Origin of the sequence: Streptomyces sp. MMBL 11-1, from assembly GCF_028622875.1 — a bacterium.
In the GTDB taxonomy this organism is placed as follows: domain Bacteria; phylum Actinomycetota; class Actinomycetes; order Streptomycetales; family Streptomycetaceae; genus Streptomyces.
In genome coordinates this window covers 7780340-7807304 of sequence record NZ_CP117709.1, presented here as the reverse complement: position 1 = coordinate 7807304, position 26965 = coordinate 7780340, and the positions used below count along the sequence as shown (strand labels likewise).

The 26965-nt window shown below is 73.3% G+C and carries 29 protein-coding genes; 10 read left to right on the top strand and 19 right to left on the bottom strand.

Going from position 1 to position 26965, the window contains the following annotated elements; all coding sequences use genetic code 11:
* Positions 1-118: 118 nt before the first annotated feature.
* The 13 genes from PSQ21_RS34505 to PSQ21_RS34445 all read right to left on the bottom strand — a co-directional run bounded on the left by PSQ21_RS34505 (position 119) and on the right by PSQ21_RS34445 (position 12401).
* A complete protein-coding gene (locus tag PSQ21_RS34505) occupies positions 119-859 on the bottom strand; it encodes a hypothetical protein (RefSeq protein WP_274035367.1) in 741 nt (246 codons plus the stop codon).
* A 102-nt stretch (positions 860-961) separates the two neighbouring features.
* On the bottom strand, positions 962-1156 hold the full coding sequence (locus PSQ21_RS34500; protein WP_097871981.1) for a hypothetical protein: 195 nt from the start codon (positions 1154-1156) through the stop codon (positions 962-964).
* A 118-nt stretch (positions 1157-1274) separates the two neighbouring features.
* Positions 1275-2153, bottom strand: coding sequence for a phosphatidylinositol-specific phospholipase C/glycerophosphodiester phosphodiesterase family protein (locus PSQ21_RS34495; protein WP_274035365.1), 879 nt, complete (start codon positions 2151-2153; stop codon positions 1275-1277).
* Positions 2154-2357: 204 nt separating this feature from the next.
* Positions 2358-3038, bottom strand: a complete 681-nt coding sequence (locus tag PSQ21_RS34490) for an ABC transporter ATP-binding protein (protein ID WP_274035363.1) — start codon at positions 3036-3038, stop codon at positions 2358-2360.
* Complete coding sequence (locus PSQ21_RS34485) at positions 3031-4029, bottom strand: ABC transporter ATP-binding protein (protein WP_274035362.1); 999 nt, start codon at positions 4027-4029, stop codon at positions 3031-3033. Before PSQ21_RS34485 ends, PSQ21_RS34490 begins: the two co-directional genes overlap by 8 nt.
* On the bottom strand, positions 4026-4883 hold the full coding sequence (locus PSQ21_RS34480; RefSeq protein ID WP_274035360.1) for an ABC transporter permease: 858 nt from the start codon (positions 4881-4883) through the stop codon (positions 4026-4028). Before PSQ21_RS34480 ends, PSQ21_RS34485 begins: the two co-directional genes overlap by 4 nt.
* On the bottom strand, positions 4876-5841 hold the full coding sequence (locus PSQ21_RS34475) for an ABC transporter permease (protein ID WP_274036088.1): 966 nt from the start codon (positions 5839-5841) through the stop codon (positions 4876-4878). The genes PSQ21_RS34480 and PSQ21_RS34475 overlap by 8 nt, the downstream gene beginning before the upstream one ends.
* Before the next feature lie 23 nt (positions 5842-5864).
* Complete coding sequence (locus tag PSQ21_RS34470; protein ID WP_274035359.1) at positions 5865-7481, bottom strand: ABC transporter substrate-binding protein; 1617 nt, start codon at positions 7479-7481, stop codon at positions 5865-5867.
* 135 nt (positions 7482-7616) lie between these two features.
* The gene (locus PSQ21_RS34465) at positions 7617-8735 is read right to left on the bottom strand and encodes an acyl-CoA dehydrogenase family protein (protein WP_274035358.1); all 1119 of its coding nucleotides are present in this window, start codon (positions 8733-8735) and stop codon (positions 7617-7619) included.
* Complete coding sequence (locus tag PSQ21_RS34460; RefSeq protein WP_274035357.1) at positions 8732-9925, bottom strand: acyl-CoA dehydrogenase family protein; 1194 nt, start codon at positions 9923-9925, stop codon at positions 8732-8734. The genes PSQ21_RS34465 and PSQ21_RS34460 overlap by 4 nt, the downstream gene beginning before the upstream one ends.
* Positions 9922-10887, bottom strand: a complete 966-nt coding sequence (locus tag PSQ21_RS34455; protein WP_274035356.1) for an NADPH:quinone oxidoreductase family protein — start codon at positions 10885-10887, stop codon at positions 9922-9924. The genes PSQ21_RS34460 and PSQ21_RS34455 overlap by 4 nt, the downstream gene beginning before the upstream one ends.
* A gap of 120 nt (positions 10888-11007) precedes the next feature.
* Positions 11008-11604 (bottom strand): helix-turn-helix domain-containing protein, encoded by a 597-nt coding sequence (locus tag PSQ21_RS34450; RefSeq protein WP_097867970.1) that lies wholly within the window; start codon positions 11602-11604, stop codon positions 11008-11010.
* Positions 11605-11666: 62 nt separating this feature from the next.
* Positions 11667-12401: a PIG-L deacetylase family protein gene (locus tag PSQ21_RS34445; protein WP_274035355.1), complete on the bottom strand. Its 735-nt coding sequence runs from the start codon at positions 12399-12401 to the stop codon at positions 11667-11669.
* Between the two features lie 172 nt (positions 12402-12573).
* On the opposite strand from PSQ21_RS34445, the gene PSQ21_RS34440 reads away from it, so the two are divergent.
* Entirely contained in the window at positions 12574-13146 is a 573-nt protein-coding gene (locus PSQ21_RS34440; RefSeq protein ID WP_274035354.1) for a rhodanese-like domain-containing protein, read from the top strand.
* Positions 13147-13196: 50 nt separating this feature from the next.
* Here PSQ21_RS34440 and PSQ21_RS34435 read toward each other — a convergent pair whose 3' ends face one another.
* Entirely contained in the window at positions 13197-14492 is a 1296-nt protein-coding gene (locus PSQ21_RS34435) for an alpha/beta fold hydrolase (protein WP_274035352.1), read from the bottom strand.
* A 188-nt stretch (positions 14493-14680) separates the two neighbouring features.
* Between PSQ21_RS34435 and PSQ21_RS34430 the strand changes: the two genes are divergently transcribed.
* The 3 genes from PSQ21_RS34430 (at position 14681) to PSQ21_RS34420 (ending at position 18067) form a co-directional block, all read left to right on the top strand.
* Positions 14681-15844: a betaine/proline/choline family ABC transporter ATP-binding protein gene (locus PSQ21_RS34430; RefSeq protein ID WP_274035351.1), complete on the top strand. Its 1164-nt coding sequence runs from the start codon at positions 14681-14683 to the stop codon at positions 15842-15844.
* Positions 15845-16000: 156 nt separating this feature from the next.
* Positions 16001-16825, top strand: a complete 825-nt coding sequence (locus tag PSQ21_RS34425; RefSeq protein ID WP_274035350.1) for an aldo/keto reductase — start codon at positions 16001-16003, stop codon at positions 16823-16825.
* Positions 16826-17161: 336 nt separating this feature from the next.
* Positions 17162-18067 carry a nitroreductase/quinone reductase family protein gene (locus PSQ21_RS34420; protein ID WP_274035349.1) on the top strand — a complete coding sequence of 302 codons (906 nt, stop codon included), beginning with the start codon at positions 17162-17164 and terminating at the stop codon, positions 18065-18067.
* A 13-nt stretch (positions 18068-18080) separates the two neighbouring features.
* Here PSQ21_RS34420 and PSQ21_RS34415 read toward each other — a convergent pair whose 3' ends face one another.
* From PSQ21_RS34415 to PSQ21_RS34405, 3 genes are read right to left on the bottom strand one after another with little or no spacing between them, the layout of a single operon-like run.
* Positions 18081-19031 carry an ABC transporter substrate-binding protein gene (locus PSQ21_RS34415; RefSeq protein ID WP_274035347.1) on the bottom strand — a complete coding sequence of 317 codons (951 nt, stop codon included), beginning with the start codon at positions 19029-19031 and terminating at the stop codon, positions 18081-18083.
* Positions 19028-19699 carry an ABC transporter permease gene (locus PSQ21_RS34410; protein WP_274035345.1) on the bottom strand — a complete coding sequence of 224 codons (672 nt, stop codon included), beginning with the start codon at positions 19697-19699 and terminating at the stop codon, positions 19028-19030. Before PSQ21_RS34410 ends, PSQ21_RS34415 begins: the two co-directional genes overlap by 4 nt.
* A gap of 28 nt (positions 19700-19727) precedes the next feature.
* Positions 19728-20405, bottom strand: coding sequence for an ABC transporter permease (locus PSQ21_RS34405; protein ID WP_274035343.1), 678 nt, complete (start codon positions 20403-20405; stop codon positions 19728-19730).
* A 144-nt stretch (positions 20406-20549) separates the two neighbouring features.
* On the opposite strand from PSQ21_RS34405, the gene PSQ21_RS34400 reads away from it, so the two are divergent.
* From PSQ21_RS34400 to PSQ21_RS34375, 6 genes are all read left to right on the top strand, one after another.
* Positions 20550-21242, top strand: coding sequence for a hypothetical protein (locus PSQ21_RS34400; protein ID WP_274035341.1), 693 nt, complete (start codon positions 20550-20552; stop codon positions 21240-21242).
* A complete protein-coding gene (locus PSQ21_RS34395) occupies positions 21239-21919 on the top strand; it encodes a DUF4166 domain-containing protein (RefSeq protein ID WP_274035340.1) in 681 nt (226 codons plus the stop codon). Before PSQ21_RS34400 ends, PSQ21_RS34395 begins: the two co-directional genes overlap by 4 nt.
* Positions 21916-22563, top strand: a complete 648-nt coding sequence (locus PSQ21_RS34390) for a TetR/AcrR family transcriptional regulator (protein ID WP_274035339.1) — start codon at positions 21916-21918, stop codon at positions 22561-22563. The genes PSQ21_RS34395 and PSQ21_RS34390 overlap by 4 nt, the downstream gene beginning before the upstream one ends.
* Before the next feature lie 224 nt (positions 22564-22787).
* The gene (locus PSQ21_RS34385) at positions 22788-23846 is read left to right on the top strand and encodes a tetratricopeptide repeat protein (protein ID WP_274035338.1); all 1059 of its coding nucleotides are present in this window, start codon (positions 22788-22790) and stop codon (positions 23844-23846) included.
* Complete coding sequence (locus PSQ21_RS34380) at positions 23843-24892, top strand: polyprenyl synthetase family protein (protein ID WP_274035337.1); 1050 nt, start codon at positions 23843-23845, stop codon at positions 24890-24892. Before PSQ21_RS34385 ends, PSQ21_RS34380 begins: the two co-directional genes overlap by 4 nt.
* 115 nt (positions 24893-25007) lie before the next feature.
* A complete protein-coding gene (locus tag PSQ21_RS34375) occupies positions 25008-25634 on the top strand; it encodes a cysteine hydrolase family protein (protein WP_274035336.1) in 627 nt (208 codons plus the stop codon).
* 88 nt (positions 25635-25722) lie between these two features.
* Here the strand turns inward: PSQ21_RS34375 and PSQ21_RS34370 are convergent, their stop codons facing one another.
* Both PSQ21_RS34370 and PSQ21_RS34365 read right to left on the bottom strand, forming a co-directional pair.
* Complete coding sequence (locus PSQ21_RS34370; protein ID WP_274035334.1) at positions 25723-26442, bottom strand: SGNH/GDSL hydrolase family protein; 720 nt, start codon at positions 26440-26442, stop codon at positions 25723-25725.
* Positions 26439-26909 (bottom strand): cupin domain-containing protein, encoded by a 471-nt coding sequence (locus PSQ21_RS34365; RefSeq protein WP_274035333.1) that lies wholly within the window; start codon positions 26907-26909, stop codon positions 26439-26441. Before PSQ21_RS34365 ends, PSQ21_RS34370 begins: the two co-directional genes overlap by 4 nt.
* Between the last annotated feature and the right edge of the window lie 56 nt (positions 26910-26965).

Sequence of the window (26965 nt, the reverse complement as noted above, 5' to 3'; positions counted from 1 at the left end):
ATGTTCCATCGGTCGGGCGGTGGCCGACGGCAGCGCGCCGATGCGTTGTCCGGCCGGTGCGTTCCGCACCCCAGACGCCGATGCGGGGAACCGCCGTCCGGCCGGCAGGCGGTGTCGTTCAGCGCGGCGGGCGCTTCGGGCGCGAGCGGTTCTCCAGCATCGCCCGGCGGATTCCGGCCGCCGTGGAACGTGCGTGCTCCGGGGTCGCCGTGTGGTCGGCGACCGAGGTGACGAAGCGGTGCAGCGGCTGCCGGCAGCGGGTGCACGGAGCGTCGGTGGTGAGGAGGTAGCCGTCCTCGCACTGCGGGTCGGTGCACGATCCGGGCCGCAGGAGCTGTTCGGCGATGTCCTGGGCGCTCCACCGGCGTCGGCCGTCCTCGTCCTTCTCACCCAGCGCGTGGGCCCAGCGCAGGTTCCAGCGCCGTTCGATGCGTTCGCGCAGGAGGCCGGAGCTGCGGACGGCGAGTTCCTGGTGGATCAGGTCGTGCACGGTGCTGGGCAGCCGGCCGCCGAGCGCCTGGAGGAGCTGGGGCGGCAGGGCCTGGAGGACGTAGCCGGGCGGGTTGCTCCGGGCGTTCTCCCGCCAGCGGTCGCAGGCGCAGGACCCGTCGGGGCGCTTGGGGGCGTGGCAGCGGCCGCACAGTCCGCGGCACTCGGCGCACAGCCCGCCGTCGAGCCCGTCCAGATGGGGCGCGGGCGCCCGGCCGCACTCGTGGCAGCAGGCCGCGCACGGCCCGCAGAGCCGCTCGTTGCCCGCCTTCGTCGTCCAGGTCCGCATCTGGCACCGGCAGCACAGGCCGGTGTTGCAGTATTCGTGGTGGGCGGCGCCCGCGTGCCGGCCGGAGGGCGGAAAAGACATCTGCCCATTGTGCGGGATGTCCGGGCCGGGCGGGGACCGGCCGACGGTCCGGGCCGGGCCCGGACCGTGCGGGGGTCCGCGTCCAGGGGGTGGGGCCCGGGGTCAGGGGTGGAGGCCGCTGACCAGGTCGGCGGTGGCCCCGACGCTGTCGTGGATGGTCGGCGCCATGCTCGTACCGGCCAGGAAGAAGCCCAGCAGGACACAGACCAGTGCGTGGGAGATCTTCAGCCCGCCGTTGCGCAGGAAGATCACTGCCAGGATCAGCATGAGCAGGACCACCGAGATCGAAACAGCCATGGCCAAACCTCCTCCGCCGCGCCGGATTTGCGGCATTCGGCCGCCAGTGTGGCGCAGCGGAGGAGCTGTTCGGCGCACTGGCGCGTCCGCCGAACGGGTACGTTCCGGCCGGGAGGCGTTACGGGGTCGGGACGCCGTACCCGCGAGCGCGGAGGAATCGTTCGAGTCCGGCCAGGTCGTCGGTGTTGAGGTGGTCGACCCCGGCGGCGAGCAGTTCGGCCCAGACGGCCTCACGTTCGGGTCCGGGCAGGTCGGGGGTGGCCCAGAAGCGGATGCGGCGGCCTTCCCGGTGGGCGGTGGCGACGAGGACGCGGAGCCGGTCGCGCTCGGCCCGGGGGAAGGGGCCCGCGCCGAGCCAGCCGAAGGTCTGGGTCCAGTTGGCGCTGATGAGCGGGGCGAACGAGGCGGGGGCCGGGGTGCCGAGGTCGTCGAGGCGGCCGTCGTAGAACGCGTACCGGGTGCGCTGCGCCTCCATGGGGAGGCGGGCGGCGCGGTCGCCGGAGATCACCGGGGTGACCGCGCCGGGGTGGACGCGGCCGTGGCTGTAGCGGGTGAGGATCCGGTGGTGGCGACGCAGTTGCCGGTCCAGTTCGCGGTAGGCGGCGGCGCCGTCGGCCTTGATGTCGATGAGGAGCTGCACCGGGGCGCGGTGGTGCGGGTGGACCCTGCCGTGCCCCGCGCGGACCAGGTCGGCGAGCGGGTCCAGGTAGAGCGAGGCGAGGGTGCGGGTGGGGTCGAGCGTGGCGGGCTCGTGGGCCACGAGCAGGTCGCCGCCGACGAGGAAGACGTCCGCCTCGACGCTGGTGAACCCGTGGGCGAGCGCGTCGTGCAGCGGCCGGGGGTGCAGGTAGTCGTTGTGCGCGTGGGCGTGGCGCAACGGGCGCGGACCGCGTGGGCGGACGGGTGCGGCGATCGCCGTCGCGGTGGGGGCGGCGACGGCCGCGGCAGCGGTGGCGAGGGCGACCGTGAGCGCGCGGCGGCGGGTGGGGTGGGCCATGGGGACTCCCTGAGCGGCGGACGGGCGGGGTGGACGGTCGCGTCGAGTATGGAGTCGCGCCCCTCCTGCTGGGCAGGTACCTGCCAAGAGTTGGCCGGACCGTCGCCGGCCGGTCGGCCGGGCCGCATCCGCTGTTCGCCGTTCCTCGTGTGCGCGAGGCGCTCGGCCGTGGGCGTCAACCGCTCGGCCGTACGCGTGTGCTGCTCAGCCGACCGCCACGCGCTCGCTTCCGGCGGTCCGCTCGCCCCAGCGGACCGTACGGTCGCACCAGCGCTCCAGCAGCACCCGGTCATGGCCGACCGCGAGCAGGGCCGCCCCGGACTCGGAGCGGTAGCGCTCGACCACGGCGACCAGGGCGGCCGTCGTGGAGGCGTCGAGCATCGCGGTCATCTCGTCGCAGATGAGCAGCCGGGGCTCCAGCACCAGGGCCCGTGCCAGACAGGCCCGCTGGAGCTGGCCGTCGCTCACCGCGTGCGGGCGGCGCTCCAGCAGCTCCTCGGAGAGACCGACGAGCGGGGCCAGTTCCGCCACCCGCTCGGGGACGTCCCGACGGCGCCCGGTGGACCGCAGCGGCTGGGCGATCAGTTCGCGCAGGCTGAGCCGGGGATCGGCGGAGAGCCGGGGCTGCTGGAAGACGACGCCGACGGCCGTGCGCTGCTCGCGCGGGGCCCGGTGCCGCCAGCCGCGTATCACTGTGCCGTCCAGGGTCATGGTTCCGGAGTCCGGGCGGTGCAGGAGGGCGGCGACCTTGGCCAGGGTGGACTTGCCGCAGCCGCTGGGACCCAGCAGCCCGACCGCCTCGCCCGCCGCGACGCGCAGGGAGACCTCGCGGACGACGGGGTCGCGGCGGTCGTATCCGGCGGTGATCCGGGTCAGCTCAAGCATCGGCGGCCTCCTTGAGGGGGTGCGTCCGGCCGGTCGGCGCGTGGTGGCAGGCCAGGTCCGACGCGAAGGCCGGGCGTTCGCCGGTGCAGCGGGCGTCGGCGTACCCGCAGCGGGCGGCGAAGGCGCAGCCCTCGGGCAGCGCCCCGAGCTCCGGCGGCATCCCGGGGATCGGGGCGAAGTTCCGCTCGGGCAGGGCGTCCAGCAGGCCTCTGGCGTACGGGTGGCGGGGGCCGGGCGCGCCGAAGAACGGGGCCGCGTCAGCGATCTCGACGATCCGGCCCGCGTACATGACGGCGACCCGGTCGGCGATGCGTTCGGCGGCGGCCAGGTCGTGGGTGATGATCAGCAGCGCCCGGCCCCCGTCGGTGTGGCGGCGCAGTTCGTCGACGGTCCGCTCGACGAGGTCCCGGTCGAGTCCGGTGGTCGGTTCGTCGGCGAGCAGCAGCGGGGCGTCGCCGATCAGGGCGAGGGCGGTCGCGGCGCGCTGGGCGAGGCCGCCGGAGAGTTCGTGCGGGTAGCGGTCGAGGTGGCCCTCGGGGAAGGAAGCGCGGTCCGCTGCCGCCACGGCGGCCTTCGGTAGTTCGCTCCCCCGCGCACCGGTCAGCTCGCGCAGGCTCTCCTCCAGTTGGGCCCGGACGGTGCGCACGGGGGTGAGATGGGCGGCGGGGCTCTGCGGTACGAGTCCGATGCGCCGTCCCCGTACGGTGCGGGCGAGGGTGCGCTCGTCGGAGGCCAGCAGGTCCGTGTCCCCGCCGAGCACCGCGCTGCCGGTGGTCGCCGCGTTGGCGGGCAGCAGTCCGAGCAGGGCGGAGGCCAGGACCGACTTGCCGCAGCCGCTCTCGCCGACCAGGGCCAGGCACTCCCCCGGAGCGACGGAGAAGCGGGCGTCGGTGACGGCCGCGATGTCCCGCCCGCCGCGCATCCGGAAGCGGACGGAGAGGTTCTGCACGTCGAGGACGGGCACACCGGTGTTCTCACGGTCGTCGGTCACAGCATCAGCTCCGATTTCCGGCGCGGGTTGATCCGGTCGCGCCAGGCGCTCGCGAGTCCCGCGAGCGCGAGGGTCGGGATGATCAGGAAGAGGCCCGGGAAGAGGGTGGGCCACCAGTCCCCCGCGAGCAGGGATCCGCGCGCGGACTGGACGAGGTTGCCGAGGCTCGCCTGATGGGCCGGGAGCCCGAGCCCGAGGAAGGACAGCGCGGACTCGTGCCACATCGCGTGCGGCACCATCAGCACCGCCGCAAGACCGGCCTGCGGGAGCACACCGGGCAGCAGGTGACGCACGATGACCCGGGTGCGGGAGGCGCCACCGGAGACGGCCGCGTCGATGAAGGGGCGCGAGCGCAGCGAGAGCACCTCGGAGCGGACGATCCGGGCGGTGGACAGCCAGTGCGTCAGGGCGACCGAGATGATCACCGGCCAGACTCCGGGTCGGAACATCGCGACGATGAAGATGCCGAGCAGCAGGTGCGGTACGGAGGACAGCGCGTCGACGATCCGCATCACGACCCGGTCCGTCCAGCCGCCGAACGCCCCGGCGAGCGCGCCGATCGCGGTGCCGATGACGGTGGCGGTGAGGGCCGCGACCAGGCCGACGAGCAGCGATACGCGAAGGCCGTAGACGCAGCGCAGCAGGAGGTCGCGGCCGACGTCGTCGGTGCCGAACGGGTGGGCGAGGGACGGCGGTTGGAGCTTGTTGGCCAGGTCGACGGCCTGCTGGTCGAGCTGGGCCAGCGGCGGGACGACGAGGACGGCGAGCAGGACGGCGACGACGATCGTCGCCGAGGTGACGATCCGGACGCGGCGCGAGGTGCGGCCGGGGAGGGCGAGCGTGGTCTCAGCCATCGAAGGCCACCCGGGGGTCGGCGAGTCCGTAGAGGAGGTCGGAGAGCAGGTTGCCGAGCAGGACGGCGGCGGTGGCGAGCACCGTGAGGGCTGCGAGCAGGGAGAAGTCCACCGAGGTGGCGGCCTCCACCGTGGCGGCGGCGATGCCGGGCCAGCTGAACACCGTCTCCACGAGCAGCGCGCCGGTGATGAGTTCGGGGACGCGGGAGCCGATCAGGGTGAGCATCGGCAGCATCCCGGAGCGCAGGGCGTGACCGAGGAGCACGGTGCGCTCGCTCAGCCCCCGGGCGCGGGCGCCGCGTACCGGGTCCTCGGCCAGGGCGTCGGCGACGCCCTGGCGTACGTAGAGGAAGAACCACGGCAGCTGGGAGACGCCGAGGACGGCGGCGGGCAGCACCAGGTGGGAGGCGACCTGGCCGAACGTGACGACGTCGCTGGCGGCGTCGGTGAGTCCGCCGGCCGGGAGGACATCCAGCTTGAGGGCGAAGAACCAGATGGCGAGCAGCCCGAGCCAGAAGGCGGGGGCGGCCTCCAGGGTGTACGCGGCGGAGCTGACGCACCGGTCGAGCCAGCCGCCGGGTCTGCGGGCGGCGAGGACGCCGAGGCCGGTGCCGAGCAGGATCGCGACGAGGAAGGCGGTGGCGGCGAGCAGGACGGACCAGCCCATGCGCTCCGCGATGACGTCGGCGACCGGCTGGCGCATGAGGCTGGAGTCGCCGAGGTCGCCCCGGAGCGCCGAGGTCAGCCAGTCCCACCAGCGGGCGACGAGCGGCTGGTCGACGCCGAGGTTGGCCCGCAGCTGGTCGAGGTTCTCCTGCGACGCGGTGAGCCCGGCGGTGCCCGCGTAGGCCTTGACCGGGTCGAAGGGGGACGCGGCGGCGACGGCGAAGACGCCGAAGGTGACGACGCCGAGGACGGGAACGGCGAACAGGACACGTCGGCCCGCCATCCGCGCCATCGGCCCCCAGGGGAGGCGTCGGCTCACTTCTTCGAGCCCCCGGAACCCTCGGTGGACCACTTCTCGACGTTCCACCAGGGGCCGGAGGCCAGCCCGTGGTCGTGCGGCTCGACCTGGGTGGTGAGGGGGCCGAAGCGGTCGTCGACGACGTAGATGTGGTCGATGTGGGTGAGGAAGGTGTAGCCCGGGTTCTTCACCAGCTCGCGCTGGACGGTGTCGTAGGCCTTCTTGCGCTCGGCCTTGTCGCCGCTCCGGCGGCCCGCCTCGATCGCGGCGTCGACGGCCTTGTTGTCGTACCAGGCCATGTTGGTGAAGCCGTCGCCCGCGAGGGAGGACTTCAGCAGGGTGTACTGGTCGAAGTCGGGGTCGGCGGGAGAGCCGCCGCCCGCGAGCACGGCGTCGTGCTTCATCCGGGGCTCGATGACCTCCCAGCTGCCGGCCTCGGCGGTGATGGCGATTCCGGCCTTCTTGGCGTCGGAGGCGTAGGCGAGGGCGTGCTCCTGGCGGAGCTTGTCGCCGGTGAGGTACCAGAGCGGGAAGGCGGCGCGGACGCCGTCCTTGACCCGGACGCCGTCCTTGCCGGGCTTCCATCCGGCCTCGTCCAGGATCTTCTTGGCTGCGGCGAGGTCATGGGGGCGCTCGGTGCCCGGGGTGAACCACTCGCTGTCGGTGGGGACGGGCCCGTAGGCGGGCTTGCCGTCGCCGTTGAGGATGGCGTCGACCATGGCCTCGCGGTCGACGGCGATGTCGAGGGCGCGGCGCACGGCGGTGTCGCCGGTGACCTTGTTGTGGGTCGGGAGGGTCACCGTGCGGTAGTCGTAGGTGGTGGCCGCGTACGTCTTCTTCCTCTTGTCGTCCGCGAAGCCCTTGGCGAGGTTGGGCGGCAGGATCGCGCCGTCGAGGTCGCCGGAGCGCAGCCGGGTGGCGCGCACGTCGTCGTCCTTGATGATCGCCATGGTGAACTTCTTCACCTCGGGCTCGCCGCCCCAGTAGTGGGGGTTGGCGGTGAAGCTGATCTTCTCGCCCTTGGACCACTTGGTGAGGACGTAGGGCCCGGTGCCGATGGGGCGGGTGGTGAAGGCCCCGGTGTTGACGTCCTGCTCGCCCGCGATGTGCTGGGGGGCGATGGGCAGGACGGTGCGCTGGGCGAACGGCGCGTAGGGGTACTTCAGCGTGAAGACGACCGTGTCGTCGCCCTTCGCCGTGACGTCCTTGACGGCGTCCAGCTCGGTGCGGGAGGCGTTGTTGGTCTTCTCGTCGAGAATGGTGCGATAGGTGAAGACGACGTCCTTGGCTCCGAACGGCTTCCCGTCGCTGAACTTCACGCCCTGGCGCAGCTTGTACGTGTACGTCAGGCCGTCGGCGCTGACTTCGGGGAGTTCGGCGGCGAGGGCGGGGCGGAGCTTCATGTCCGCGTCCAGGGCGAGCAGCCCGTCGAAGATCTTGGAGTTGCCGTCCTTGCCGTAGCCGAGCAGCGGGCTCAGGCTGTCGGGTTCGTAGGCGATGCCGACGACGGCCGAGGTGGACGCCGATCCGGATCCGCTCCCGGCGCCGTCCGGGTTCGAGCAGGCCGCGGCGGTCAGGGACAGGGTGGTCACCAGCGCGGTGGCGACCGCCACCCGTATCGATCGGGCCGTCATAGTCTGCACATCCCTGTTCAAGATCGACTGTTATTGCGAACAGTGTGCAATTAAACAGCACGTAAAAGACCCTGGTACAGCCCGCCTCGACAAGCGAGACGGATGTACCAGGGCCGATGCCCGCGAGAACGTCCCCTACGGAGCCGGAAGCTCCGCCAGCTCCGCGACGGCCCGACGATGACGGCCCGCCGTGCCGTACGCGATCGAGTCGGCCTTGGCGCGCTTCAAATACAGGTGCGCGGGGTGTTCCCAGGTCATGCCGATCCCCCCGTGCAGCTGGACGCACTCCTCGGCGGCGTGGACCGCGACGCCGGAGCAGTACGCCTGGGCCACGGCGACCGCGAGCGGGGCGTCGGGGCTCCCGGTGGCCAGCGCGTCGGCGGCGTTGCGGGCGGCGGCGCGGGCCGAGACGACCTTCAGCCAGAGCTGCGCCATCCGGTGCTTGAGCGACTGGAACGAGCCCACGGGCCGGTTGAACTGGTGGCGTTCCCGGGTGTAGCGGACGGTCTCGGTCAGACACCACTCCGCGAGGCCGAGCTGTTCGGAGGCGAGCAGTCCGGCTCCGGCGAGCAGTCCGCGCCGTACGGCGGTGGCGCTCGTGTCCCCGTCGGCCAGCAGGGTCCCGGCGGCCCCGGTCAGGGTGACCGCGGCCAGGGGCCGGGTCAGGTCGAGCGGGACGAGCGGCTGTACGGCGACGCCGGGGTCGGCCGTCCCGACGGCGTACAGGCCCTCGGCGGTCGGCACCAGCAGCACATCGGCCACCGCCGCGTCCGCGACGCCGCGTACCGTCCCGTCCAGTGCGGTGAGCACCGCCCCCGCCCCGGCGGGCGGCGTCGCGAAGGGCACGGCGAGCACGGCCGTCCGGGCGCCGGAGGCCAGCTCGCCCAGGAGCGCGGCGACCGGACCGCCCTCGACGTCCAGCGCGAGCAGGGTCTCGGTGGCCACGACGGAACTGGTCAGATACGGGGCGGGGGCCACGGCCCGGCCGAGCTCCTCCAGGACCACGGCGGCCTCGCGGTGGGACGCGCCCAGGCCGCCGAGGCTCTCGGGCACGAGGAGGCCCGCCGCGCCGATGCCGGTGGCCAGCGAGGACCACAGTCGCGGGTCGTACGGCGTGTCGGACTCGGTCGCCGCGATCACCTTCGGCGCGTCGGCCCGGTCGGCGAGGAGGGCGCGCACGGCGGAACGCAGGTCCTCCTCGTCCCTGGAGTAGAGCAGGTCGGGGGTGGCGGGGGGCTGGGCGGGCGCGGTCATCGGCTCAGGTCCTTCCAGGCGACGTCCTTGTCGTTGCGGGGTTCTGCGGGCAGGCCGAGGACGCGCTCGGCCACGATGTTCAGCAGGACCTCGCTGGTGCCGCCCTCGATGGAGTTGCCCTTGGAGCGCAGATAGCGGTAGCCGGCGTCCCGTCCGGTGAAGTCGACCAGCTCCGGGCGGCTCATGGTCCAGTCGCCGTACAGCAGGCCCTCGTCGCCGAGCAGTTCGACTTCCAGGCCGCTGATCTCCTGGTTGAGCCGGGCGAAGGCGAGCTTCATGCCCGAGCCCTCGGGTCCGGGTTGTCCGGCGACGAGCTGCTGACGCAGCCGCTCGCCGGTGAGCCGGGCGACCTCGGCCTCCACCCAGAGGGTCAGCAGGCGCTGGTGGGTGTCGGGGGTGCGCAGCTCGGGACGCTCGCGCCAGGTCCGGGCGACCGGGCCGATCATGCCGCCCTCGCGGGGGATGCGGGAGCCGCCGATGGAGACGCGCTCGTTCATCAGGGTGGTCTGGGCGACCTTCCAGCCCTCGCCGACGGGACCCAGGCGGTGGCTGTCGGGGATGCGTACGCCGGTGAGGAAGACCTCGTTGAACTCTGCCTCGCCGGTGATCTGTCGCAGGGGCCGGACCTCGACGCCGGGGTCGGTCATGTCGCAGATGAAGTAGCTGATGCCGCGGTGCTTGGGCAGGTCCGGGTCGGTGCGGGCGATGAGGATCGCCCAGCGGGCCAGGTGGGCGCTGGACGTCCAGACCTTCTGCCCGTCGACGATCCAGTCGCCGGTCCCGTCCCTGACGGCCCGGGTGGCCAGCGCCGCGAGGTCGGATCCGGCGCCGGGTTCGCTGAACAGCTGGCACCAGACCTCCTCCCCCACCCACAGCGGGCGGAGGAATCGCCGCTTCTGCTCGTCGGTGCCGAATTCGAGGATGGTGGGCGCGGCCATGCCCAGGCCGATGCCGATGCGGCGCGGGTCGTTGTCGGGCGCGTCGGCGGCGGCGAGTTCGGCGTCGACGGCCTGCTGGAGGGAGCGGGGCGCGTCGAGTCCGCCGAGGCCCACCGGGTAGTGGACCCAGGCGAGACCGGCGTCGAAGCGGGCCCCCAGGAAGTCGGTGCGGGCGGTGGTGGCGGGCGGGTGCGCCGCGAGCAGCTCGCGGGTGCGGCGGCGGACCTCGGCGGCGTCGACCGCGGGGCTCATCGGGCGCCTCCGGGCAGGACGACGATGCGGCCGGTGCTGGTGCCGTCGGCGACGCGCTGGACGGCGTCGGCCGCCCCGGCCATCGCGACACGCTCACTGACCAGGGGTTTGACGACACCCTGCTGGGCCAGCCCGGTCAGCTCGTCGTGGCAGGCGCGGACGGCGGCCGGGTCCTTGGTGTTGTACAGGCCCCAGTGCAGTCCGAGGACGGAGTAGTTCTTCACCAGGGCGTGGTTGAGGCCCGGGGTGGGGATGACGCCGCTGGCGAAGCCGACGACGAGGATGCGCCCCTCGAAGGCGACGCACTTGGCGGACTTGGCGTACGCGTCGCCGCCGACCGGGTCGTAGACGACGTCCGCTCCGCGCCCGCCGGTGGCTTCCTTCACGGCGGCGACGATGTCCTCACTCCGCCGGTCGATGACCAGGTCGCAGCCGAGCTCGCGGGCGACCGCCGCCTTCTCCGGGCCGCCGACGACGCCGATGACCTTCGCGCCCGCCGCCCTGCCGAGCTGGACGGCGGCGCTGCCGACGCCCCCGGCCGCCGCGTGGACGAGGAGGGTCTCGCCGGGCTGGAGGCGTGCGCGGCGATGCAGACCGAACCAGCCTGTCTGGTAGCCGATGTGCAGGGCGGCCGCTTCGGCGTCGTCCAGCGCGTCGGGGGCGGGCAGCAGGGCCGCCTCGTCCGCGACCACGTGGTCGGCGAAGCCGCCGTGGGGCAGGGCGGGGGTGGCGAGGACCCGCCGCCCGTCCTCGGTGGTGCCGCACACCTCGACGCCCGGGGTGAACGGCAGCGGCGGCCGCACCTGGTACTGGCCCCGGCAGAGCAGGGCGTCGGGGAAGTTGACGTTCGCCGCGCGGACCTCGACGAGCACCTGCCCGTCGCCGGGCGTGGGCCGGTCCGTCTCCTCCAGCCGCATCACCTCGCCCGGCTCGCCGTTCCGGTGTACTCGCCATGCCTGCATGAGGGGCCTCCACAACACTGTCGGCATCAACCGCTGCCGCGGTCGGCATTACCACTGCTGCGCCGCATACTAAGCGGTCGCTTGCCGATCTGGGAACACCTCGGCCCCGCCCCCCGGGCGTCAGACGCGCTTCGGCTTCGCCCTCACGTGCATGCGCTCACCCTGCGGCCCGAACAGGCTGAGGAACTCCACCTTCTCGTCCTCGGCCGGGCCGAACCAGTGCGGCAGCCGGGTGTCGAACTCGGCGGCCTCGCCCGGCTCCAGCACCAGATCGTGTTCTGCCAGCAGCAGCCGCAGCTTCCCGGAGAGCACGAACAGCCACTCGTACCCCTCGTGCGTGCGCTGTTCCGGCGGACCGCCGCCGGGCTCCTGAATCAGCTTGTACGCCTGGAGGCCACCGGGCCGGGCGGTGAGCGGCAGCATGGTCCGGCCGTGCTGCACGATCGGCTTGGCCCGCACCCGCGGATCGCCGACCGGTGCGGCGCCCACGAGGTCGTCGAGCGGCACCTCGTGGGCGCGGGCTATCGGCAGCATCAGCTCCAGGCTGGGGCGACGGCCGCCGGACTCCAGCCGGGAGAGCGTGGAGACGGATATGCCCGTGGCGGCGGAGAGGGCGGCGAGGGTGACCCCGCGGTCCTTGCGCAGTCGGCGCAGGCGGGGGCCGACGCCGGAGAGGACGGACTCCAGTTCCGGGTCGTCCCGGTCGTGTTCCTTCATGCGGCCATTGCAGAATCGGCAAGCCGGTTTGTCAACCGGCCGAACTCGTCGACGGCCGGGCCTCAGTGGGCGAAGACCTCGAACGTGACCGCCGGCCGGCCGCCGAACCGCTCGGCCGCTTCCCTCGCCATGCCCTCCAGGAAGGTCCGGCAGTACCGCTCCGGGTCCTCCCGGGTCAGCGCCTCGATGTACGTGCGGTGCTCCAGGAGCGAGCGGACCGAGCGTTCGAGGCCGGCGGTCGCGTCGACCGCGTGGGTGGGCCGGTCGCTGCCCGCCACGGCGGTCCAGCGCACGCCGTCCCACGGGTCGAGTCCCCGCTCGCCGAGTTCCGGGAAGATCCAGCGGTTGCCGGCGTCGGCGACGGCGTCCAGTGCGGCGCGCCCGACCGCGCGGTGGTCGGGGGTGTTCCAGGCGACCCCGCCCCAGGTGTCCCGGTGGTTGAGGGTGACCACCAGCTCGGGGCGGTGACGGCGGATGGCCGCGGCGATGTCGCGGCGCAGGCCGGTGCCGTACTCGATCACGCCGTCGCGGTGGTCCAGGAACTCCACCGTCCGCACGCCGACAACGGCCGCACTCGCCCGCTGCTCCCGCTCGCGCACCGGCGCGCATTCCTCGGGCGACAGCGTGTCGATCCCGGCCTCCCCGCGACTGGCGAGGAGGTAGACGACCTCACGGCCGCCGTCGGTCCACTCCGCCACGGCGGCGGCCGCTCCGTACTCCAGGTCGTCGGGGTGGGCGACCACGGCCAGGGCGCGCTGCCAGTCGGCGGGCATGGGTTCGAGTCGCTGCGGCGTCATACCTGCAGGCTACCCACGTACCGTCGCCACGGCGGGCCTCCCGGCTCCGGCGCCGGGCGTGCGAGGCTGGAGTCCGGTGACGGTCACCGCGACACGGCCGCCCGGCCCGTCCGGGCGGGGTGAGGGGACGCCCCCTCGCCCCGCCGCTCCGGCGAACGAAAGGAACCCGCCCGTGCCCAGCCCCGCATCCCTCTCCCCCGCCCAGGCCGCAGCCCGTCTGGAGGAGTTCACCGTCATCGACGTGCGGGCCCCTGGCGAGTACGCCGCCGGCCACGTCCCCGGCGCCCTGAACATCCCGCTCGACAAGCTCCCCGACGCGCTGCCCGCGCTCAAGTCCGCTTCCGCGCGCGGTTCGCTGCTGGTGGTGTGCGCTTCCGGGGTCCGGTCGACGCGGGCCTGCGAGATCCTCGCGGGAGCGGACATCGAGGCCGTGACGCTGACCGGCGGCACATCGGCCTGGGAGGGCGACGGCCGCGGCCTGGACCGCCCCGATGGCGCGCGCACCACCTGGCCCATGGAGCGTCAGGTCCGGCTCGCGGCGGGCTCGCTGGTGGTGGCGGGACTGGTGGCGGGGATCCGCTTCCCGGCGGCGCGCTGGCTGTCCGCTGGCGTCGGTACGGGCCTGGTGTACTCGGCGCTCAGCAACACGTGCGGGATGGCCGCGGTGCTCTCCAGGCTGCCGCACAACCGGGCTCCGCGTGCCGCCGGTGACCTGGACGCCACGCTGGAGGAGCTCCAGCGCTGACCCTGCGGGGCGGGCCGGGCCCCGGGCGGCGTGCGCGGCGGCCCGGCCGGTCAGGCCTCGTCGCGCGCCAGCGCCAGCAGCCGGTCCAGGACGCGGGGTCCGCCCGCGCGCACTCCGTCGTGCTCGTACTCGTTCGTCACCCAGGCCCGCAGCCCCCGGATCGCCGCCGCCGTGCGCAGCGAGTCCTCGCTGTCGACGTACATGTCGTCGTGGTAGACGGCCGCCGCGACCGGCACCTCGTTGACGGCGAGCCGCTCGGGGTCGTACAGCACGGGCCAGTCGGTGCGCCGGGCGAGCAGTTCGGCGGTCTCGCGCAGCGGGCGCAGGGCCGGGTCGACGTCGAAGTGCCAGGGGTGGACGGTCTCCCCGGTGAAGAGGACCGGGCCGTCGCCCGCCAGCGCCGTCGCCGCGTCGAACTGCGGGAACTCGGCCCGGACACGCTCGGCGGCCCAGGAGGTGGGCCGCTCGCCCTGTCCGTAGATGGCCTCGTGGAGCAGGGCGTACAGCGGGTGCCCGGCAAAGGAGGCGGCGGTACGCATGGCTTCCTGGAAGGCGTCGGAGAGTTCGGCGCCGCCCGGGGTGCGGACGAACGCGTTCTCCAGCAGGTAGTGGAGCTGGTGGCTGCCGCTGCCCGAGCCGAGCATGATGCCGAGCGACTGGAAGCCCTCGGGAGTGAGCCGGTGTCCGGCGCTCTCGGGCCGGTGCTCGGCGAGGTACGCGGCGATCGCGCGGGCGCGCTCGATGTCCTGGGGGTAGCGGGCGTAGTGGGCGGCGACCTTGCGTTCGATACGGGGGTACGCGGACCGGTAGACGTCGTCCGCGTGCGCGTCCAGCGAGGGCAGCCCGCCGGTGATCAGGACGGTGGCGAGGCCCTCGGGCGCCGAGGAAAGATAGCGGACGGCACAGAAGCCGCCGAAGGACTGGCCCAGAACCGTCCAGGGCGCTCCGCCGGTGAGCCGCGGCCGGATCAGTTCGCAGTCGCGGACGATGGAGTCGGAGCGGAAGTGGGCGAGGTAGTCGGCCTGTTCGCGCGGGCCGCCGCGCAGCGGGAGGGTCTGCCGGTTGGCCGGGGTGGACAGCCCGGTGCCGCGCTGGTCGAGGAGGAGCACGCGGAACTCGCGCAGGGCGCGGCCGAGCCAGGCCTCCGTGCCGACGAACCGGCGCGCGCCGAAGCCGGGGCCGCCCTCCAGATAGACCAGCCAGGGCAGTTCCTCGCCGGCCCGGGAGGCGGCGACGACTTCCCGGCCGTAGACCTCGATCTGCTCGCCGCCGGGGTCGCTGTGGTCCAGGGGCACGGTGAAACGCCGGTCGGTGAGGACGACGCCGGGCTGCCGGTAGCTGATCACAAGAACTCCTGATTCCGGGGTGCGGGCTGGTCCGGGCGAAAGGGCAAGTTCAGCACATGGCCGCACCGTCCGGCGCAGGGGCCGCCGGGGGCCGGGGCCCCGCACGGTCCGGGCCCGTGGGCGCGGCGGCCTCCCGCGCACTTCCGCGTGCCCGCGCGGAAGTGCCGGACACCGCCTAGCGTTCAGACATGATCCGGTTCGAGCAGGTCGGCAAGGTCTATCCGGACGGGACGACGGCGGTCGACGGGCTGTCCTTCGAGGTGGCGGAGGGCGAGCTGGTCACCCTGGTGGGGCCGTCCGGCTGCGGGAAGACGACCACGATGATGATGGTGAACCGGCTGATCGAGCCGACCTCCGGCCGGATCCTGGTGGACGGGGAGGACATCGCCGGGACCGACCCGGTGAGGCTGCGCCGGCGGATCGGCTATGTGATCCAGCAGGTGGGCCTCTTTCCCCATCGGACCGTCCTGGACAACACCGCGACCGTTCCGGCGCTGGTGGGCTGGAAGCGCGCACGGGCCCGGGAGCGGGCGGCGGAGCTGCTGGACCTGGTGGGTCTGGATCCGAGGACGTACGGCTCGCGCTATCCCGCGCAGCTCTCCGGCGGGCAGCGCCAGCGGGTGGGAGTGGCACGGGCGCTCGCGGCGGATCCGCCGGTGCTGCTGATGGACGAGCCGTTCGGCGCGGTGGACCCGGTGGTCCGGGAGCGGCTGCGGCACGAGTTCCTGGCGCTCCAGCGGCGGCTGCGCAAGACGGTGCTCCTGGTGACGCACGACATCGAGGAAGCGGTGCGGATGGGTGACCGGATCGCGGTGTACGGGGAGGGCCGCATCGAGCAGTTCGACACCCCGGCCGCCGTGCTCGGCACCCCGGCCACCCCGTACGTGGCCCGGTTCGTGGGTTCCGACCGGGGGCTGAAGCGGCTGTCGGTCACCGCGATCGAGCCGGAGGACCTGGAGGAGCCTCCGGTGGCCCGGCTGGAGGAGCCCGCCCGGGAGGCGGCGGCCCGGCTGGAAAGGGCGGGGGCCCGGTGGGCGGTGGTGCTGAACGACGGGGGCGAGCTGCACGGCTGGGTGTCGGCGGACGCGCTGCGGCCGGCCGGGGAGGGAGAGGCGGTGGGTGCTCTGGCCCGCCGGATGGACGCGTGGGTGCCGGTGGGCGCCCCGCTGAAGCAGGCGTTCAGCGAGATGCTCCAGCACGACGCGGGGTGGGTGGCGGTGCTGGACGGGGCCCGGCTCCTCGGGGTCCTCACTCCGGCGAAGCTGCACGAGGCGCTGCGCCGGTCGGTGGACGCCGACGCGCAGGGGGTGGGCCGTGAGGAGGTGGAGTTCGATTCCGTGGCGGACGCGTAGGGGGGATCCGGCACTCTCACTCGCGTTTGCACATAACCCGCGTGTGCAATTATTGTCGACGCCAGTTAACGTCGTGCGCCAGGCGATCGCGGCGGACGGCGCGCCCGAGGCACACCGCCGCACCGATGCCCTGTCGCCCTACCGGAAGGCCCTCACATGTCCACCGTCCCCACCGTCACGCTCAACAACGGCGTGACCATCCCCCAGCTCGGCTTCGGCGTCTTCCAGGTGCCCGACGACGAGACGACCGCCGCGGTCTCCGCCGCGCTGGAGGCCGGCTACCGGTCCATCGACACCGCGGCGGTCTACGGCAACGAGGTCGGCGTCGGCCGTGCTCTGGCCAGCTCCGGGATCCCCCGCGAGGAGCTGTTCGTCACCACGAAGCTGTGGAACACCGACCAGGGTTACGACGCCACACTCGCCGCCTTCGAGGCGAGCCTGGCCAAGCTCGGCCTCGACCACGTCGACCTCTACCTGATCCACTGGCCGACGCCCGCCCACGACCTGTACCCGGAAAGCTGGCGCGCCCTGGAGAAGCTGGCCGCCGACGGCAGGATCCGCGCGGCCGGGGTCTCCAACTTCCAGCCCGCCCACCTGCGCCGGCTGCTCGACGCCGGCACGCTCGTCCCGGCCGTCAACCAGATCGAGCTGCACCCGGGCCTTCAGCAGGCCGAGTTGCGCGCCTTCCACGCCGAGCACGGCATCGCCACCGAGGCCTGGAGCCCGCTGGCCCAGGGAGCCCTGCTCAAGGAGGAGGCGCTGGTCTCCATCGCCGCGCGGCACGGCAGGTCCCCGGCCCAGGTGGTGCTGCGCTGGCACCTCCAGCTCGGCAACATCGTCATCCCCAAGTCGGTCACGCCCGAGCGGATCCGGCAGAACATCGACGTCTTCGACTTCGAACTGTCGGCCGCGGACATGGACGCCGTGGCCGCCCTGGACCGGGGCATGCGCACCGGCCCGGACCCCGACACCCTCAACTGACCCGGGTCACCGGGCAGCGAGGCCAAGAGCGTCGCGGGCGTCCGGAGGAGGGGCAACGCCTTTTCGCCGTGGTCCCTCCTCGCGTTGACAGACGCGTACCGCCCGGGTTGTGATGGTGCGCGTGCAGCGTGACGTCGGCCAAGGAGATCTGGGCCGGCCGGCGGTCGGGCCAGCACCTTCTTCTCGGGGATGACGCCATGAGTCCACTCATCGCCCCCTGCCTCTGAGCAGCCGCGCGCTCCGAGCGCGCCTTCGCATCCGAACACCTCGCCGCGAAAACCCCGCGACGCCGGGCCTTCGCCTGCCCGCTTTCCTTCCGGGAGACCCAGAACCTCCATGCCTCAGAACTTCCAGCTGTCCGTCATCGCCGAGTTCCGCGCCAACGCCGGAAAGGTCGGCGGCCCCTTCGAGGGCTCCGACCTCCTGTTGCTCACGACGACGGGGGCCCGCTCCGGCACCCAGCACACGACACCGCTCGGTTACGTCCGCGACGGCCGCCGTCTCCTCGTCGTCGCCTCCAACCTCGGCGCACCGCTCCACCCCGACTGGTACCGCAACCTCCTGGCCCGTCCCACCGTGCGGGTCGAGCTGGGGGACGAGGAGTTCGAGACCCTCGCCGTGCCGGCCGAAGGGGCCCGACGCGACGAACTCTTCGCCCGGGTCGTCGCCGAAGCGCCCGGGTACGCGGAGTATCAGGACGCCACCGACCGGGTGCTGCCGGTCGTGGTCCTGGAACTCCCCGACCCCGACGCGACGGCTCCCGCGATCACCTCGCTCGCCGACAAGCTGGTGGAGGCGCACACCTGGCTGCGCGGCCAGTTGCTCCACGTGGGCGCCGAGACGGAGGCGCACTTCGCCGCAAGGGCTTCCCACCCGGGCGGGGGTGAACCGCCCGCACCCGGGCTCGGGCTGCAGATCCGGCAGCGCTGCCTGGCGTTCTGCCAGGTGCTGGAGTTCCACCACACGGCCGAGGACGGCCACCTGCTCCCCACGATGCGGGGCCACCACCCGCACCTGGTGGACGTCTTCGACCGGCTGCGGGAGGAGCACCGGCGCATCGGGGCCGTACAGACGGCGCTCGCCGCACTGCTGGCCGATGTCGCCCTGGCCGAGCCGGACCGCTTCCGCGCCGAACTGGCCCGGATGACCCGGGAGCTGACCGCCCACCTCGACTACGAGGAGGAGCACCTCCTGCCCCTGCTGGCCGATGTGCCCTGGCCCCCGGCGCCGCCCACGACCTGAGCGGTCGGGCGGCTCAGCCCCTCGGGAGGAGCTTCTTCGACTCCAGGTAGGTGCGCGCCACGTCCTCGGGCAGCCTGCGCCAGCTGTCGACCCGCTCGTTCATCGACGCCAGGTCGGCAGTGGTCAGCACGGTGTTGAGCCGGCCGAGGGCGTCGCGCACCCCGGCGCTCCCGGCGCGGGCGCGGTTGACGACGGGGACCACGTAGTCCGCGTTCTGGAGCTTCCTGTCGTCCTCCAGCAGCACAAGGCCGAACTGGTCCAGTGTGGCGTCGGTCGTGGTGGTCAGGACCATCTGGTCCTGACCACTCTGCACCGCCTGCTTGGCCTGGGTGGTGCCGACGCCCTTGGGGTCGACGGCGACGACGTCGATGCCGTACGTCTCGCGCAGGCCGGGTGCGCAGTAGGGCCGCTGTACGCATTCATCGCCCGCCGCCAGCCGTACGGGCAGCTTCGCGGCGCCGACGTCGCTGAGGGTCTTGAGCCCGTGTCTCCTCGCGTACGCGGCGGTGACGGCGAAGGCGTTCTGGTCGACGGCCCGGCCGGGGTCGAGCACGGTCAGCCCGCGCGGGGCGGCGAGCGCGCGGAGCGCCTTCATGGTGGCGGCCCGGTCGGGCGAACCGACGGGAGGCGCGTCGGCGCCGTTGGCCTTGGCGTTCAACCAGTCGGCGAAGGTCGCCGCGTACTCCGGCACCACGTCGATCTGACCGTTCTCCAGGGCGGGTTCGTAGATCTCCCGGTTGGTCACGGAAATGATGTCGGCGGAGTACCCGGCGTGCTCCAGGAGCAGGGCGTACATCTGGGCCAGCAGCTCGCTCTCGGTGAACCCGGCGGACCCGACGGTGAGTTCCCCGCTGTCGCCGGGCGGTGCGGTGACCTCGCCCCGGTTCTCCAGCGTCGGGCCGGTGGTGCAGGCGGTGGCGGCGAGGAGAGCCAGCGCGGCCAGGGCCCGGCCGGCGCGGCTCATACGGCCTCTCCTCCGCGCCGGGGGACGAGACGCTGCCCGGCCTCGAAGAGGCTCTCGACGAGGAGGGCGAAGGCGGCCACCAGGATCGCTCCGGCCACCACCTGCGGGGTGGAGGCGAGGTTGAAGCCCGCGGTGATGATCCGGCCCAGCCCCCCGCCGCCGGCCAGCGCCGCGAGGGTGGCGGTGGCCACCAGCTGGACGGCGGCGATCCGCACGCCGGTGAGGATCAGCGGCAGGGCGAGCGGCAGTTCCACGCCCACCAGCATCTGGCGGCCGGTCATGCCCATCCCCCGGGCGGCCCGGACGACGTCCCGGTCGACCTCGCGCATTCCGACATAGGCGTTGGTGAGGAGCGGGGGCACGGCGAACAGGACGAGGGCGATGATCGTCGACCACTGGCCGTAGGTGCCGATGGGCGTGAGCAGCAGCAGGACCAGGACGGCGAAGGTGGGCACGGCCCGGCCGATGTTGGAGAGGTTGACGGCGAGCGCGCCTCCCTTGCCGAGGTGGCCCAGGACGAGGGCCACGGGAAGGGCGATCAGACAGCTGATGAGCAGACAGACGGCGGTGAGGAAGAGGTGTTCGCCGAGCCGGTTCCAGACGCCGTCGGGGCCGGACCAGTGGGCGGCGGTGGTGAGCCAGGACCAGGCGTCGGAGAGGGTGTTCATGTCTGCCTCCGCACCGAACGGGGGGTCTTCACGCCTGCCTCCGGGTCCAGGGGGTCAGCAGCCGTCCCGCTCCCAGGAGCAGCAGGTCGGCGGCGACGGCGATGACGACACACAGCACGGAGGCGGTGAGCACCTGGGCCTTGAAGTAGGTGTTCATGCCGGAGTAGATGAGGTTGCCGAGTCCGCCGTGGCCGACGATCGCCCCGACGGTGACCAGGGAGACCGCGGAGACGGTGGCGATGCGCAGCCCGGCCATCGCGGCGGGCAGCGCGAGGGGGAGCTCCACGGCGAGCAGCAGGCGCAGCGGTCCGTATCCCATGCCGCGTGCGGCCTGCCGGGTCTCCTCGGGGACGGCCCGGAGCCCGGCCAGGAGGTTGCGGACGAGCAGCGTCAGCGAGTAGAGGACGAGCCCCGCGATCACCAGCGCGGCGGAGAGTCCGTAGAGCGGCAGCAGCAGCGAGAACATCGCCAGTGACGGGATCGTGTAGAGGATCGTCGTCAGTCCGAGCACCGGGCCGGCCGCCCAGCGCCACCGGCGGGCGGCGAGCGCCAGGGGAACCGCGAGCAGGAACGCGAGGGCCACCGAGGCGGCTGTCAGCTGGAGGTGTTGCAGCACCGCGTCCATCAGGATCTCGCGGCGGCTGGAGAGATAGGCCCCGCAGATCCACTCGTTACGGGCGAGGCAGTCGTCCGGGGGCGCCGTCACCCGTCCATTCGAGCGTGGCAGGGGGCGCGTCGCCCGTCGGGGGCCGCCGTTCGGGGGTTTTGAGCGAGTGCTCAACTCTCTGGTAGCGTCCCGGCGCACAAGGGTTGAGCGCTCGCTCAACATCCGTGGCTGCCGGGGGGACGCGTGGGGCTGTACATAGAGGCGTTGATCCGTACCGATCCGGAGCGCCTGTGGGCACGGACCCAGGATCCCGGTCAGCATCAGCGGTGGGATCTGCGCTTCACCGAGATCAGCCCCCTGCCCGGACCCGCGGGTTCCGCCCGGCGGTTCCGGTACGCGACCCGGGTGCTGCCCTTCCTGACCGTCGGGGGGACCGGGACGAGCGCGGGTGAGCGGCACCGGGAGGACGGCGAGCGGGTCTCCGCGCTGCGCTTCGCCTCCCCGGAGAAGCTGTCGCCGCTGTCCGAGGGCAGCGGCTACTGGCGCTACGTCCCCACCGCCGACGGCATCCGCTTCCTGACCGGTTACGACTACCGGACCCGCTGGGGCCGCTTCGGCGCGGTCGCGGACCGGCTGGTGTTCCGGCCGCTGATGGGCTGGGCGACCGCCTGGTCCTTCGACCGGCTGCGGCTGTGGTGCGAGCGTGACATCAGCCCCGCCCGGTCGCTGACCCATGCTCTGGCGGAGGTCCTGGCCCGGATCCTCGTCGTGGCGGCGGCCCTGCCCTTCGGCCCGGCGGCCGTACTGCCCGCCGCCCTGGCCGCGCTGCTGGCACCCCCGTCCCCTCTCACGCCCGCCGCCCGCCGCTGTCTGCGCAGGGCGCCCGGCCGCCCGGCCGCCGCCCCGTCCCTCCTCGCCCGACTGGAGCGCCCATGACCTCGATCTTCGCCCGTGCGATGGGGGAGGACTTCGAACGGCTCCACCCGCAGTTGCGCCGACGTTTCTCGGTCGGCCTGGAAAGCGGGGAGGCGTGCGTCGGGCGCGGTTCCATGGACCGGATCTGGCACGGCCGGGCATTCGTGAAACCGTTCCTCGCGCTCGGCGCCACGCGCAACATCCTGGTGCCGAGGACCGGCCGCGACATCCCCTTCACCATCGAGAACGTGCCGTACACCGACGCCCACGGCCGCGAGACCGTGACCTTCGTCCGGACGTTCGCGATGCCGGGCGGCCCGCGCCGCTTCGACGCGACGATGGTGCACAGCCCCGAGCGGTCCTGCGTGCTGGACTACCTCGGCACCCACCAGCACCTGGCCTCCGACCTGCGGCTCACCGCGGAGCCCGACGGTTCCCTGCTCATCCGCTCCGGGGAACACCGTTTCCGCGAGGGGCCCGTCGACGTGCGGGTCCCCCGGCTGATCGGGGGCGACGCCGAGGTCCGCGAGTCCTTCGACGACGCCACGGGCCGTTTCCGCATCCGGGTGGCGGTGACCAACCGCCGCTTCGGCCCGCTGTTCGGGTACGAGGGCACGTTCCGCGCCCGCTATGTCGACGCCCTGCGCCACGGCGTGCGGGCGGGTCTGCGCCCGGTCCGCGAAGAGGCGCGGGCGTGACGGGGAGCGCGGCGGGCACGGACACCCGCACGAAACTCCTGGAGGGCGCGCTGCGCACGCTCGCCGAACAGGGGATCGCCAGGACGTCGGCCCGCTCGGTGGCCGCCTCGGCCGGGGTCAACCAGGCGCTGGTCTTCTACCACTTCGGCTCGGTCGACGAGCTGCTGGCGGCGGCCTGCCGGTACGGCGCGGAGCAGCGGGTGGCCCGCCACCGCGACCGGCTCGCCGCCGTGACGACCCTCGCCGAGCTGCTGGAGTGCGGGCGCGCACTGCACGAGGAGGAGCGGGCCGGCGGCCATGTCGCCTTTCTCGCACAGGTTCTCGCGGGGGCCCAGAGCCAGCCCCGGCTGGCGCCCGCGACCGCGGCCGGGCTCGATCTGTGGACCGTTGAGATCGAGAAGGTGCTGGTCCGGGTCCTGGCGGACTCGCCGCTCGGCGAGTTCACCGACCCGGTGGGGCTGGCGCGCGCCGTGACCGGGTCGTTCGTGGGCCTGGAGCTGTACGAGGGCGTCGACCCCGCAGGGGCGAGGCGCGCCTTCGACGCGTTGGAGCAGCTCGCCGGACTCGCCGGGGTGCTGGACGAGCTGGGCCCGGTCGCCCGGCGTGCGGTACGCCACCGGCTGCGGCGCACGGGGAGGGCGTAGGGAGGGCGACTCGGGACGGAAACGCGGAACGACCTGGACTTCCCGAGCAACCCTCCTCGCCCGGCTGCCGTCTTGATCGACGACAGGACGGTGCGCCGCGTGTGACGTGCGGCGTCCAACCCCCACAAGATCCGGGCCCGCACGACCGCCGGACTATACCCTCCGCGTATACATGGAGGGTATAGCCACGCCGGAACGGGCCCGGCACCGCGCGGAAGGCCCCCATGCAGACCAAGGCACTGGCGCCCGAGTACCAGGGAGCACTCACCAAGATGTCGGTGAACGCCTCCCTCACCGACGTACTGGCCGAAGGCATACGCCATTTGAGGCAGGCCGAGCTCTCAGGATCACAGGAGGAGGTGGCGCGTTCGGGCCTCGCCGTGGCCGAGGCGCACCGCAGGCTCGGGCAGGTCGCGGAGGCCGACCGGGCCTGGAAGGCCAGCTACCGGGCCGCGCGGACGGCGGGGAACACGGGGGCGATGGCATGGGCGCTGTGGAGCGGGGGCACGCTGGCGCGCCAACGCGGTTCGCTGCGCCTCGCGTTCAGGCTGCTCGGCCTCGCCGCGGAGTTGGGGAAGCGGGGCGGCGACGTGGTCGCCCGCGGCTATTCGCTGGCCGGCCTCGCCGAGACCGGACGGATACAGGGCGACTACGCGACCGTCGCGACGCTGCACGAACAGCTGCTGGCCGAGGCCCGCGCCCGGGGCGAGGCCCGGCACACCGTCTGGGCGCTGGAGGGCATCGCGCAGATCCACCGCAACACCGGCTCCCTGGACACCGCGTTGGAGATGTTCGAGGAGGCGGCCGTCCTCGCGGGCGACGCGGACGACCGGCGCGGCCGGGCCTGGGCCCTGCGGGGCATCGCCGACATCGTCTCCCTCCGGGACGGGGCGACCGGGCGGGCACTCGGTCTGCTCTCCGAGGCCGAGATCACCTGCCGCGAGATGAACCTCTCCAGCGCCCTGGCGTACAACCACAAGATGCGGGCCAACGTGCTCTTCCGCGCCGGGCGGTACGAGGAAGCGCGCGAGGTCTACGAGCAGGCACTCGGCGAGTTCCGCGCGATGGACGAGCCGCGGGGTGAGGCGCTCGCATCGCTCGGCCTGGTCAAGGCGCGCGCCAGGCTCGGCCGGGACCGCGACGCCACCGCCGCCGAGCTGGACGAACTGCGCGGCAGGCTGAGCCGGATCGGGCTGCTCAACGCCCAGGAGATGGTCGAGAAGGCCTACGCCGAACTCGGCGTGGAACCGGCCGCCGCGGGCGAGAGGGGCGGCCGCCGATGACGCTCTCCACGACCGGCCTGGCGAGTGCGCCGCAGATACTGGACCGCTGCCGCGCACTGGTGCGCCCGGCCCTGGTGGAGTCGGTGGGACGGCTGCACCCCTGGCACGCGGAGACGGCGGCCTTCTCGCTGGGCTGGAGCGGGACAGGCGGCGAGCCGGCGCCCGGATCGCAGGGCAAGGGGGTTCGCCAGGCGCTCGCGGTGCTCGGCGCGGAGGCCGCCGGCGGCAGCGGGGAGGACGCGGTGCTCGGCGCGGTCGCCGTCGAGCTGATCCACACCTTCTCCCTGATCCACGACGACATCATGGACGGCGACGAGACCCGTCGCCGTCGGCCGACGCTGTGGAAGGCGTACGGCACGGGCCCGGCGGTCCTCGCGGGGGACGCGTTGTTCGCGCTGGCCGTCTCCACGCTGGCGGAGGCTCCGGGTCCCGCCGGCCCGGCGGCGGTCCGGCAACTGGCGGGCGCGCTCGGCGATCTGGTGAGCGGTCAGGCGCAGGACCTGCTGTTCGAGTCCCGGCCGTGGACCGGGCCCAGGGCGGTGCTGCCGCACGAGTACCGGTCGATGGCGACCCTCAAGACGGGCGCCCTGCTCGGTTGCGCCGCCGCCCTGGGCGCCGTGCTGGCCGGCGCCCCGGCAAGCACCGTCGAGGCGCTGGACACGGCGGGGCGGCATGTGGGGGTGGCGTTCCAGGCGGTGGACGACCTGCTCGGGATCTGGGGCGATCCGCAGGTGACCGGCAAGCCGGTGCACAGCGACCTGCGGCGGCTCAAGAAGACGTACCCGGTGCTCGCGGCCCTCTCAGCCGATCACCCGGCGGCCCGGCGTCTCGACGCGCTGCTCACCTCCGCCGGGCCGCTCGACGACCTGGCGGCGCGCCGTGCGGCCGAGCTGATCGACGAGGCCGGCGGGCGGCGGGCCGCGTTGGCCGAGGCGCACGAGCACCTGGCCGCGGCCCGCGCCTGTCTGGACCGGGTGCCGCTGACCGAGGGCGCGCGCGGGGATCTGCTCACACTGATCCCGTACCTCGTGGACCGCACCGGCTGACCGTGGCCGCCCGCCGGAAAGACGGCGGGCGGCCACGGCCCTTCGTACGGCACGATGGGCTTCGGCCCGGCCTTCTCCCCCGCACCCGCGGCTCCGACGTGAGGACTCCCCCGGCATGACCGCCCTCCCCGCGCCTGTGACGGCGCTGCTCGTCGTCGACGTCCAGTCGGCGTTCGTCGCGGGTGACGCCGCCGTGCCCGCCGCGCCCCGGCTGCTGGACCGGGTGACGGATCTGGTCGGGCGGGCCCGGGAGGCCGGGGCGCTCGTCGTCCATCTGCAGAACGACGGCGCGGTCGGACAGCCCGACGAGCCGGGGTCACCCGGGTGGGAGCTGCACCTTCCCGTGCGCACCGGACCGGCCGAGGCGGTGATCCGCAAGAGCGAGGACGACGGTTTCGAGGAGACGTCGCTGGAGGCCGGGCTGACGGCGGCGGGTGTCCGGGCGGTCGCCGTGTGCGGCGTGATGTCGGAGATGTGCGTGCTCGCCACCGCCCGCCGGGCCCTGGAGCTGGGCTACCGGGTCGTCCTGCCTCATGACGCCCACGCCACGTACGACATTCCGGCCGCGCCGGACATCAGTGACGTGGTGCCGGCGGCGATGGCGTCCCGGGTCGCGGAATGGGCTCTGGGCGACGAGGTGGAAATCGTGGCGCGCGCCGGGGACGTCTCCTTCGCCAGTCCGTTCGTCACCACGAGAACGGCCGGACACTCCAGCCTCGGTCGCCCGAGATCGCGCCGCTGATTGCCGACTCCCTCACCCGCACCTGGGCCTGACCGACGCGCGGTCCAGCACCGGCAGTGCTCCCCGGCCGGCCGGGCTCCGGAACCGGCTACGCGCTCCGGGTCAGCAGACCGGTGTCGATGACCTCGGCGACAAGAGCGGCGCCGCGGCTGTTCTGGTGGATGTGGTCGGTCGTGAGCACGAGGCCTCGCCGTCGCGAGATCGTGTCGAGGCTGCGGCGCAGCGCTGCGCGCTGGACGAGGACGCCGAGGACCGCCGCGGGCGTCGCCTCGCGGTAGGAGATCGGCGGCGCGTCCGCCCGGCGCAGTTCCTCGATCTGGCGTTCGTGAAGCGGAAGGTGGACCACCTCGTGGGCGGCGGCGATCTCGGCGATCATCCGGCTGTACGTCCGCGATGCCTGTGCCGCCGCTCCGTCGAGCTGTTGGCCGAGTACCGGTAGCGACAGGAGACCGATCGTCGCGTCGGTCTCCGCTCGCAGCCGTGCGACGGCAGCTCCCAGGCACTGTTGGAACCAGCCTGCCGACGGGCGTTCGGGGAGCCGTTTGCGCTTCATGGCCTGTTCTACGGGGTAGCCGGCAAGGCTCGCTCGGGCGTCGTTGGTCCCGATCAGCACGGTGATCACATCGGGCGGGTCCGCGATGACAGCGTCGAGGCGCCGCAAGAGGTTGTGGGCGAAGTCTCCGTTGGCGCAGAACCGGGCAATCCGCAGGTCGCCGGGAGGGTGGCGTCGCTTGAGAAGATCCAGGTAGTCGACGCTGAACTGCGCGCGCGTGAGGCTGTCGCCGAGGCACGCGACGCGTGTCGTCACGGCGCCTTCTCCGGGCCGGGCGTGCCGGCGGGCCCGGTCGGGCGGCTGTCGGTCCGAGGACGGTGATCGGTGCCGAGGGTCGCGGTGACGGCCAGGATGGACGTCGACCCCTCCATGTCGACCACGTGCCATACCCCGGCCGGGTTGACGGTGGCCTCACCCGGCCCGAGCAGAACGCGTTCGCGCACCCCGTCCACGTCGCGGGTGACCGTCACGGCCCCGGTGAGGCAAACGACCAGTTCGTCGCCCGCGGGGTGGCTCTCCCAGTGATCTCCGGGCCCCTCGCCGTCGAAGATCATCACCATCCGGCCCTCGGCGCCGTCCGCCGCGACCGCGGCGCTGTAGGCCTGGAGCGCCTCCGGGTCCCAGGTGAAGCCCTCGACGGGTTTCGCTCTCGATCCCAGTCCGAGGTGCACGGGGGTGGTCCGCAGGTCCAGGGCATCGCGTTGGTGGTTGACGAGTCTCATGCCGACGATCGTCCACGACAGCGACGGGACGGTCTTGAAGAAATGGGAAGGGAAGT

Bases quoted from the DNA above. Each gene is read 5' to 3' on its own strand.
- PSQ21_RS34490 (WP_274035363.1), bottom strand. From the start codon at position 3,038: ATGCTTGAGCTGACCCGGATCACCGCCGGATACGACCGCCGCGACCCC.
- PSQ21_RS34505 (WP_274035367.1), bottom strand. From the start codon at position 859: ATGTCTTTTCCGCCCTCCGGCCGGCACGCGGGCGCCGCCCACCACGAA.
- PSQ21_RS34480 (WP_274035360.1), bottom strand. From the start codon at position 4,883: ATGGCTGAGACCACGCTCGCCCTCCCCGGCCGCACCTCGCGCCGCGTC.
- PSQ21_RS34445 (WP_274035355.1), bottom strand. From the start codon at position 12,401: ATGACGCCGCAGCGACTCGAACCCATGCCCGCCGACTGGCAGCGCGCC.
- PSQ21_RS34465 (WP_274035358.1), bottom strand. From the start codon at position 8,735: ATGACCGCGCCCGCCCAGCCCCCCGCCACCCCCGACCTGCTCTACTCC.
- PSQ21_RS34495 (WP_274035365.1), bottom strand. From the start codon at position 2,153: ATGGCCCACCCCACCCGCCGCCGCGCGCTCACGGTCGCCCTCGCCACC.
- PSQ21_RS34460 (WP_274035357.1), bottom strand. From the start codon at position 9,925: ATGAGCCCCGCGGTCGACGCCGCCGAGGTCCGCCGCCGCACCCGCGAG.
- PSQ21_RS34380 (WP_274035337.1), top strand. From the start codon at position 23,843: ATGACGCTCTCCACGACCGGCCTGGCGAGTGCGCCGCAGATACTGGAC.
- PSQ21_RS34475 (WP_274036088.1), bottom strand. From the start codon at position 5,841: ATGGCGCGGATGGCGGGCCGACGTGTCCTGTTCGCCGTTCCCGTCCTC.
- PSQ21_RS34395 (WP_274035340.1), top strand. From the start codon at position 21,239: ATGACCTCGATCTTCGCCCGTGCGATGGGGGAGGACTTCGAACGGCTC.
- PSQ21_RS34385 (WP_274035338.1), top strand. From the start codon at position 22,788: ATGCAGACCAAGGCACTGGCGCCCGAGTACCAGGGAGCACTCACCAAG.
- PSQ21_RS34365 (WP_274035333.1), bottom strand. From the start codon at position 26,909: ATGAGACTCGTCAACCACCAACGCGATGCCCTGGACCTGCGGACCACC.
- PSQ21_RS34420 (WP_274035349.1), top strand. From the start codon at position 17,162: ATGCCTCAGAACTTCCAGCTGTCCGTCATCGCCGAGTTCCGCGCCAAC.
- PSQ21_RS34500 (WP_097871981.1), bottom strand. From the start codon at position 1,156: ATGGCTGTTTCGATCTCGGTGGTCCTGCTCATGCTGATCCTGGCAGTG.
- PSQ21_RS34455 (WP_274035356.1), bottom strand. From the start codon at position 10,887: ATGCAGGCATGGCGAGTACACCGGAACGGCGAGCCGGGCGAGGTGATG.
- PSQ21_RS34430 (WP_274035351.1), top strand. From the start codon at position 14,681: ATGATCCGGTTCGAGCAGGTCGGCAAGGTCTATCCGGACGGGACGACG.
- PSQ21_RS34375 (WP_274035336.1), top strand. From the start codon at position 25,008: ATGACCGCCCTCCCCGCGCCTGTGACGGCGCTGCTCGTCGTCGACGTC.
- PSQ21_RS34470 (WP_274035359.1), bottom strand. From the start codon at position 7,481: ATGACGGCCCGATCGATACGGGTGGCGGTCGCCACCGCGCTGGTGACC.
- PSQ21_RS34425 (WP_274035350.1), top strand. From the start codon at position 16,001: ATGTCCACCGTCCCCACCGTCACGCTCAACAACGGCGTGACCATCCCC.
- PSQ21_RS34415 (WP_274035347.1), bottom strand. From the start codon at position 19,031: ATGAGCCGCGCCGGCCGGGCCCTGGCCGCGCTGGCTCTCCTCGCCGCC.
- PSQ21_RS34450 (WP_097867970.1), bottom strand. From the start codon at position 11,604: ATGAAGGAACACGACCGGGACGACCCGGAACTGGAGTCCGTCCTCTCC.
- PSQ21_RS34410 (WP_274035345.1), bottom strand. From the start codon at position 19,699: ATGAACACCCTCTCCGACGCCTGGTCCTGGCTCACCACCGCCGCCCAC.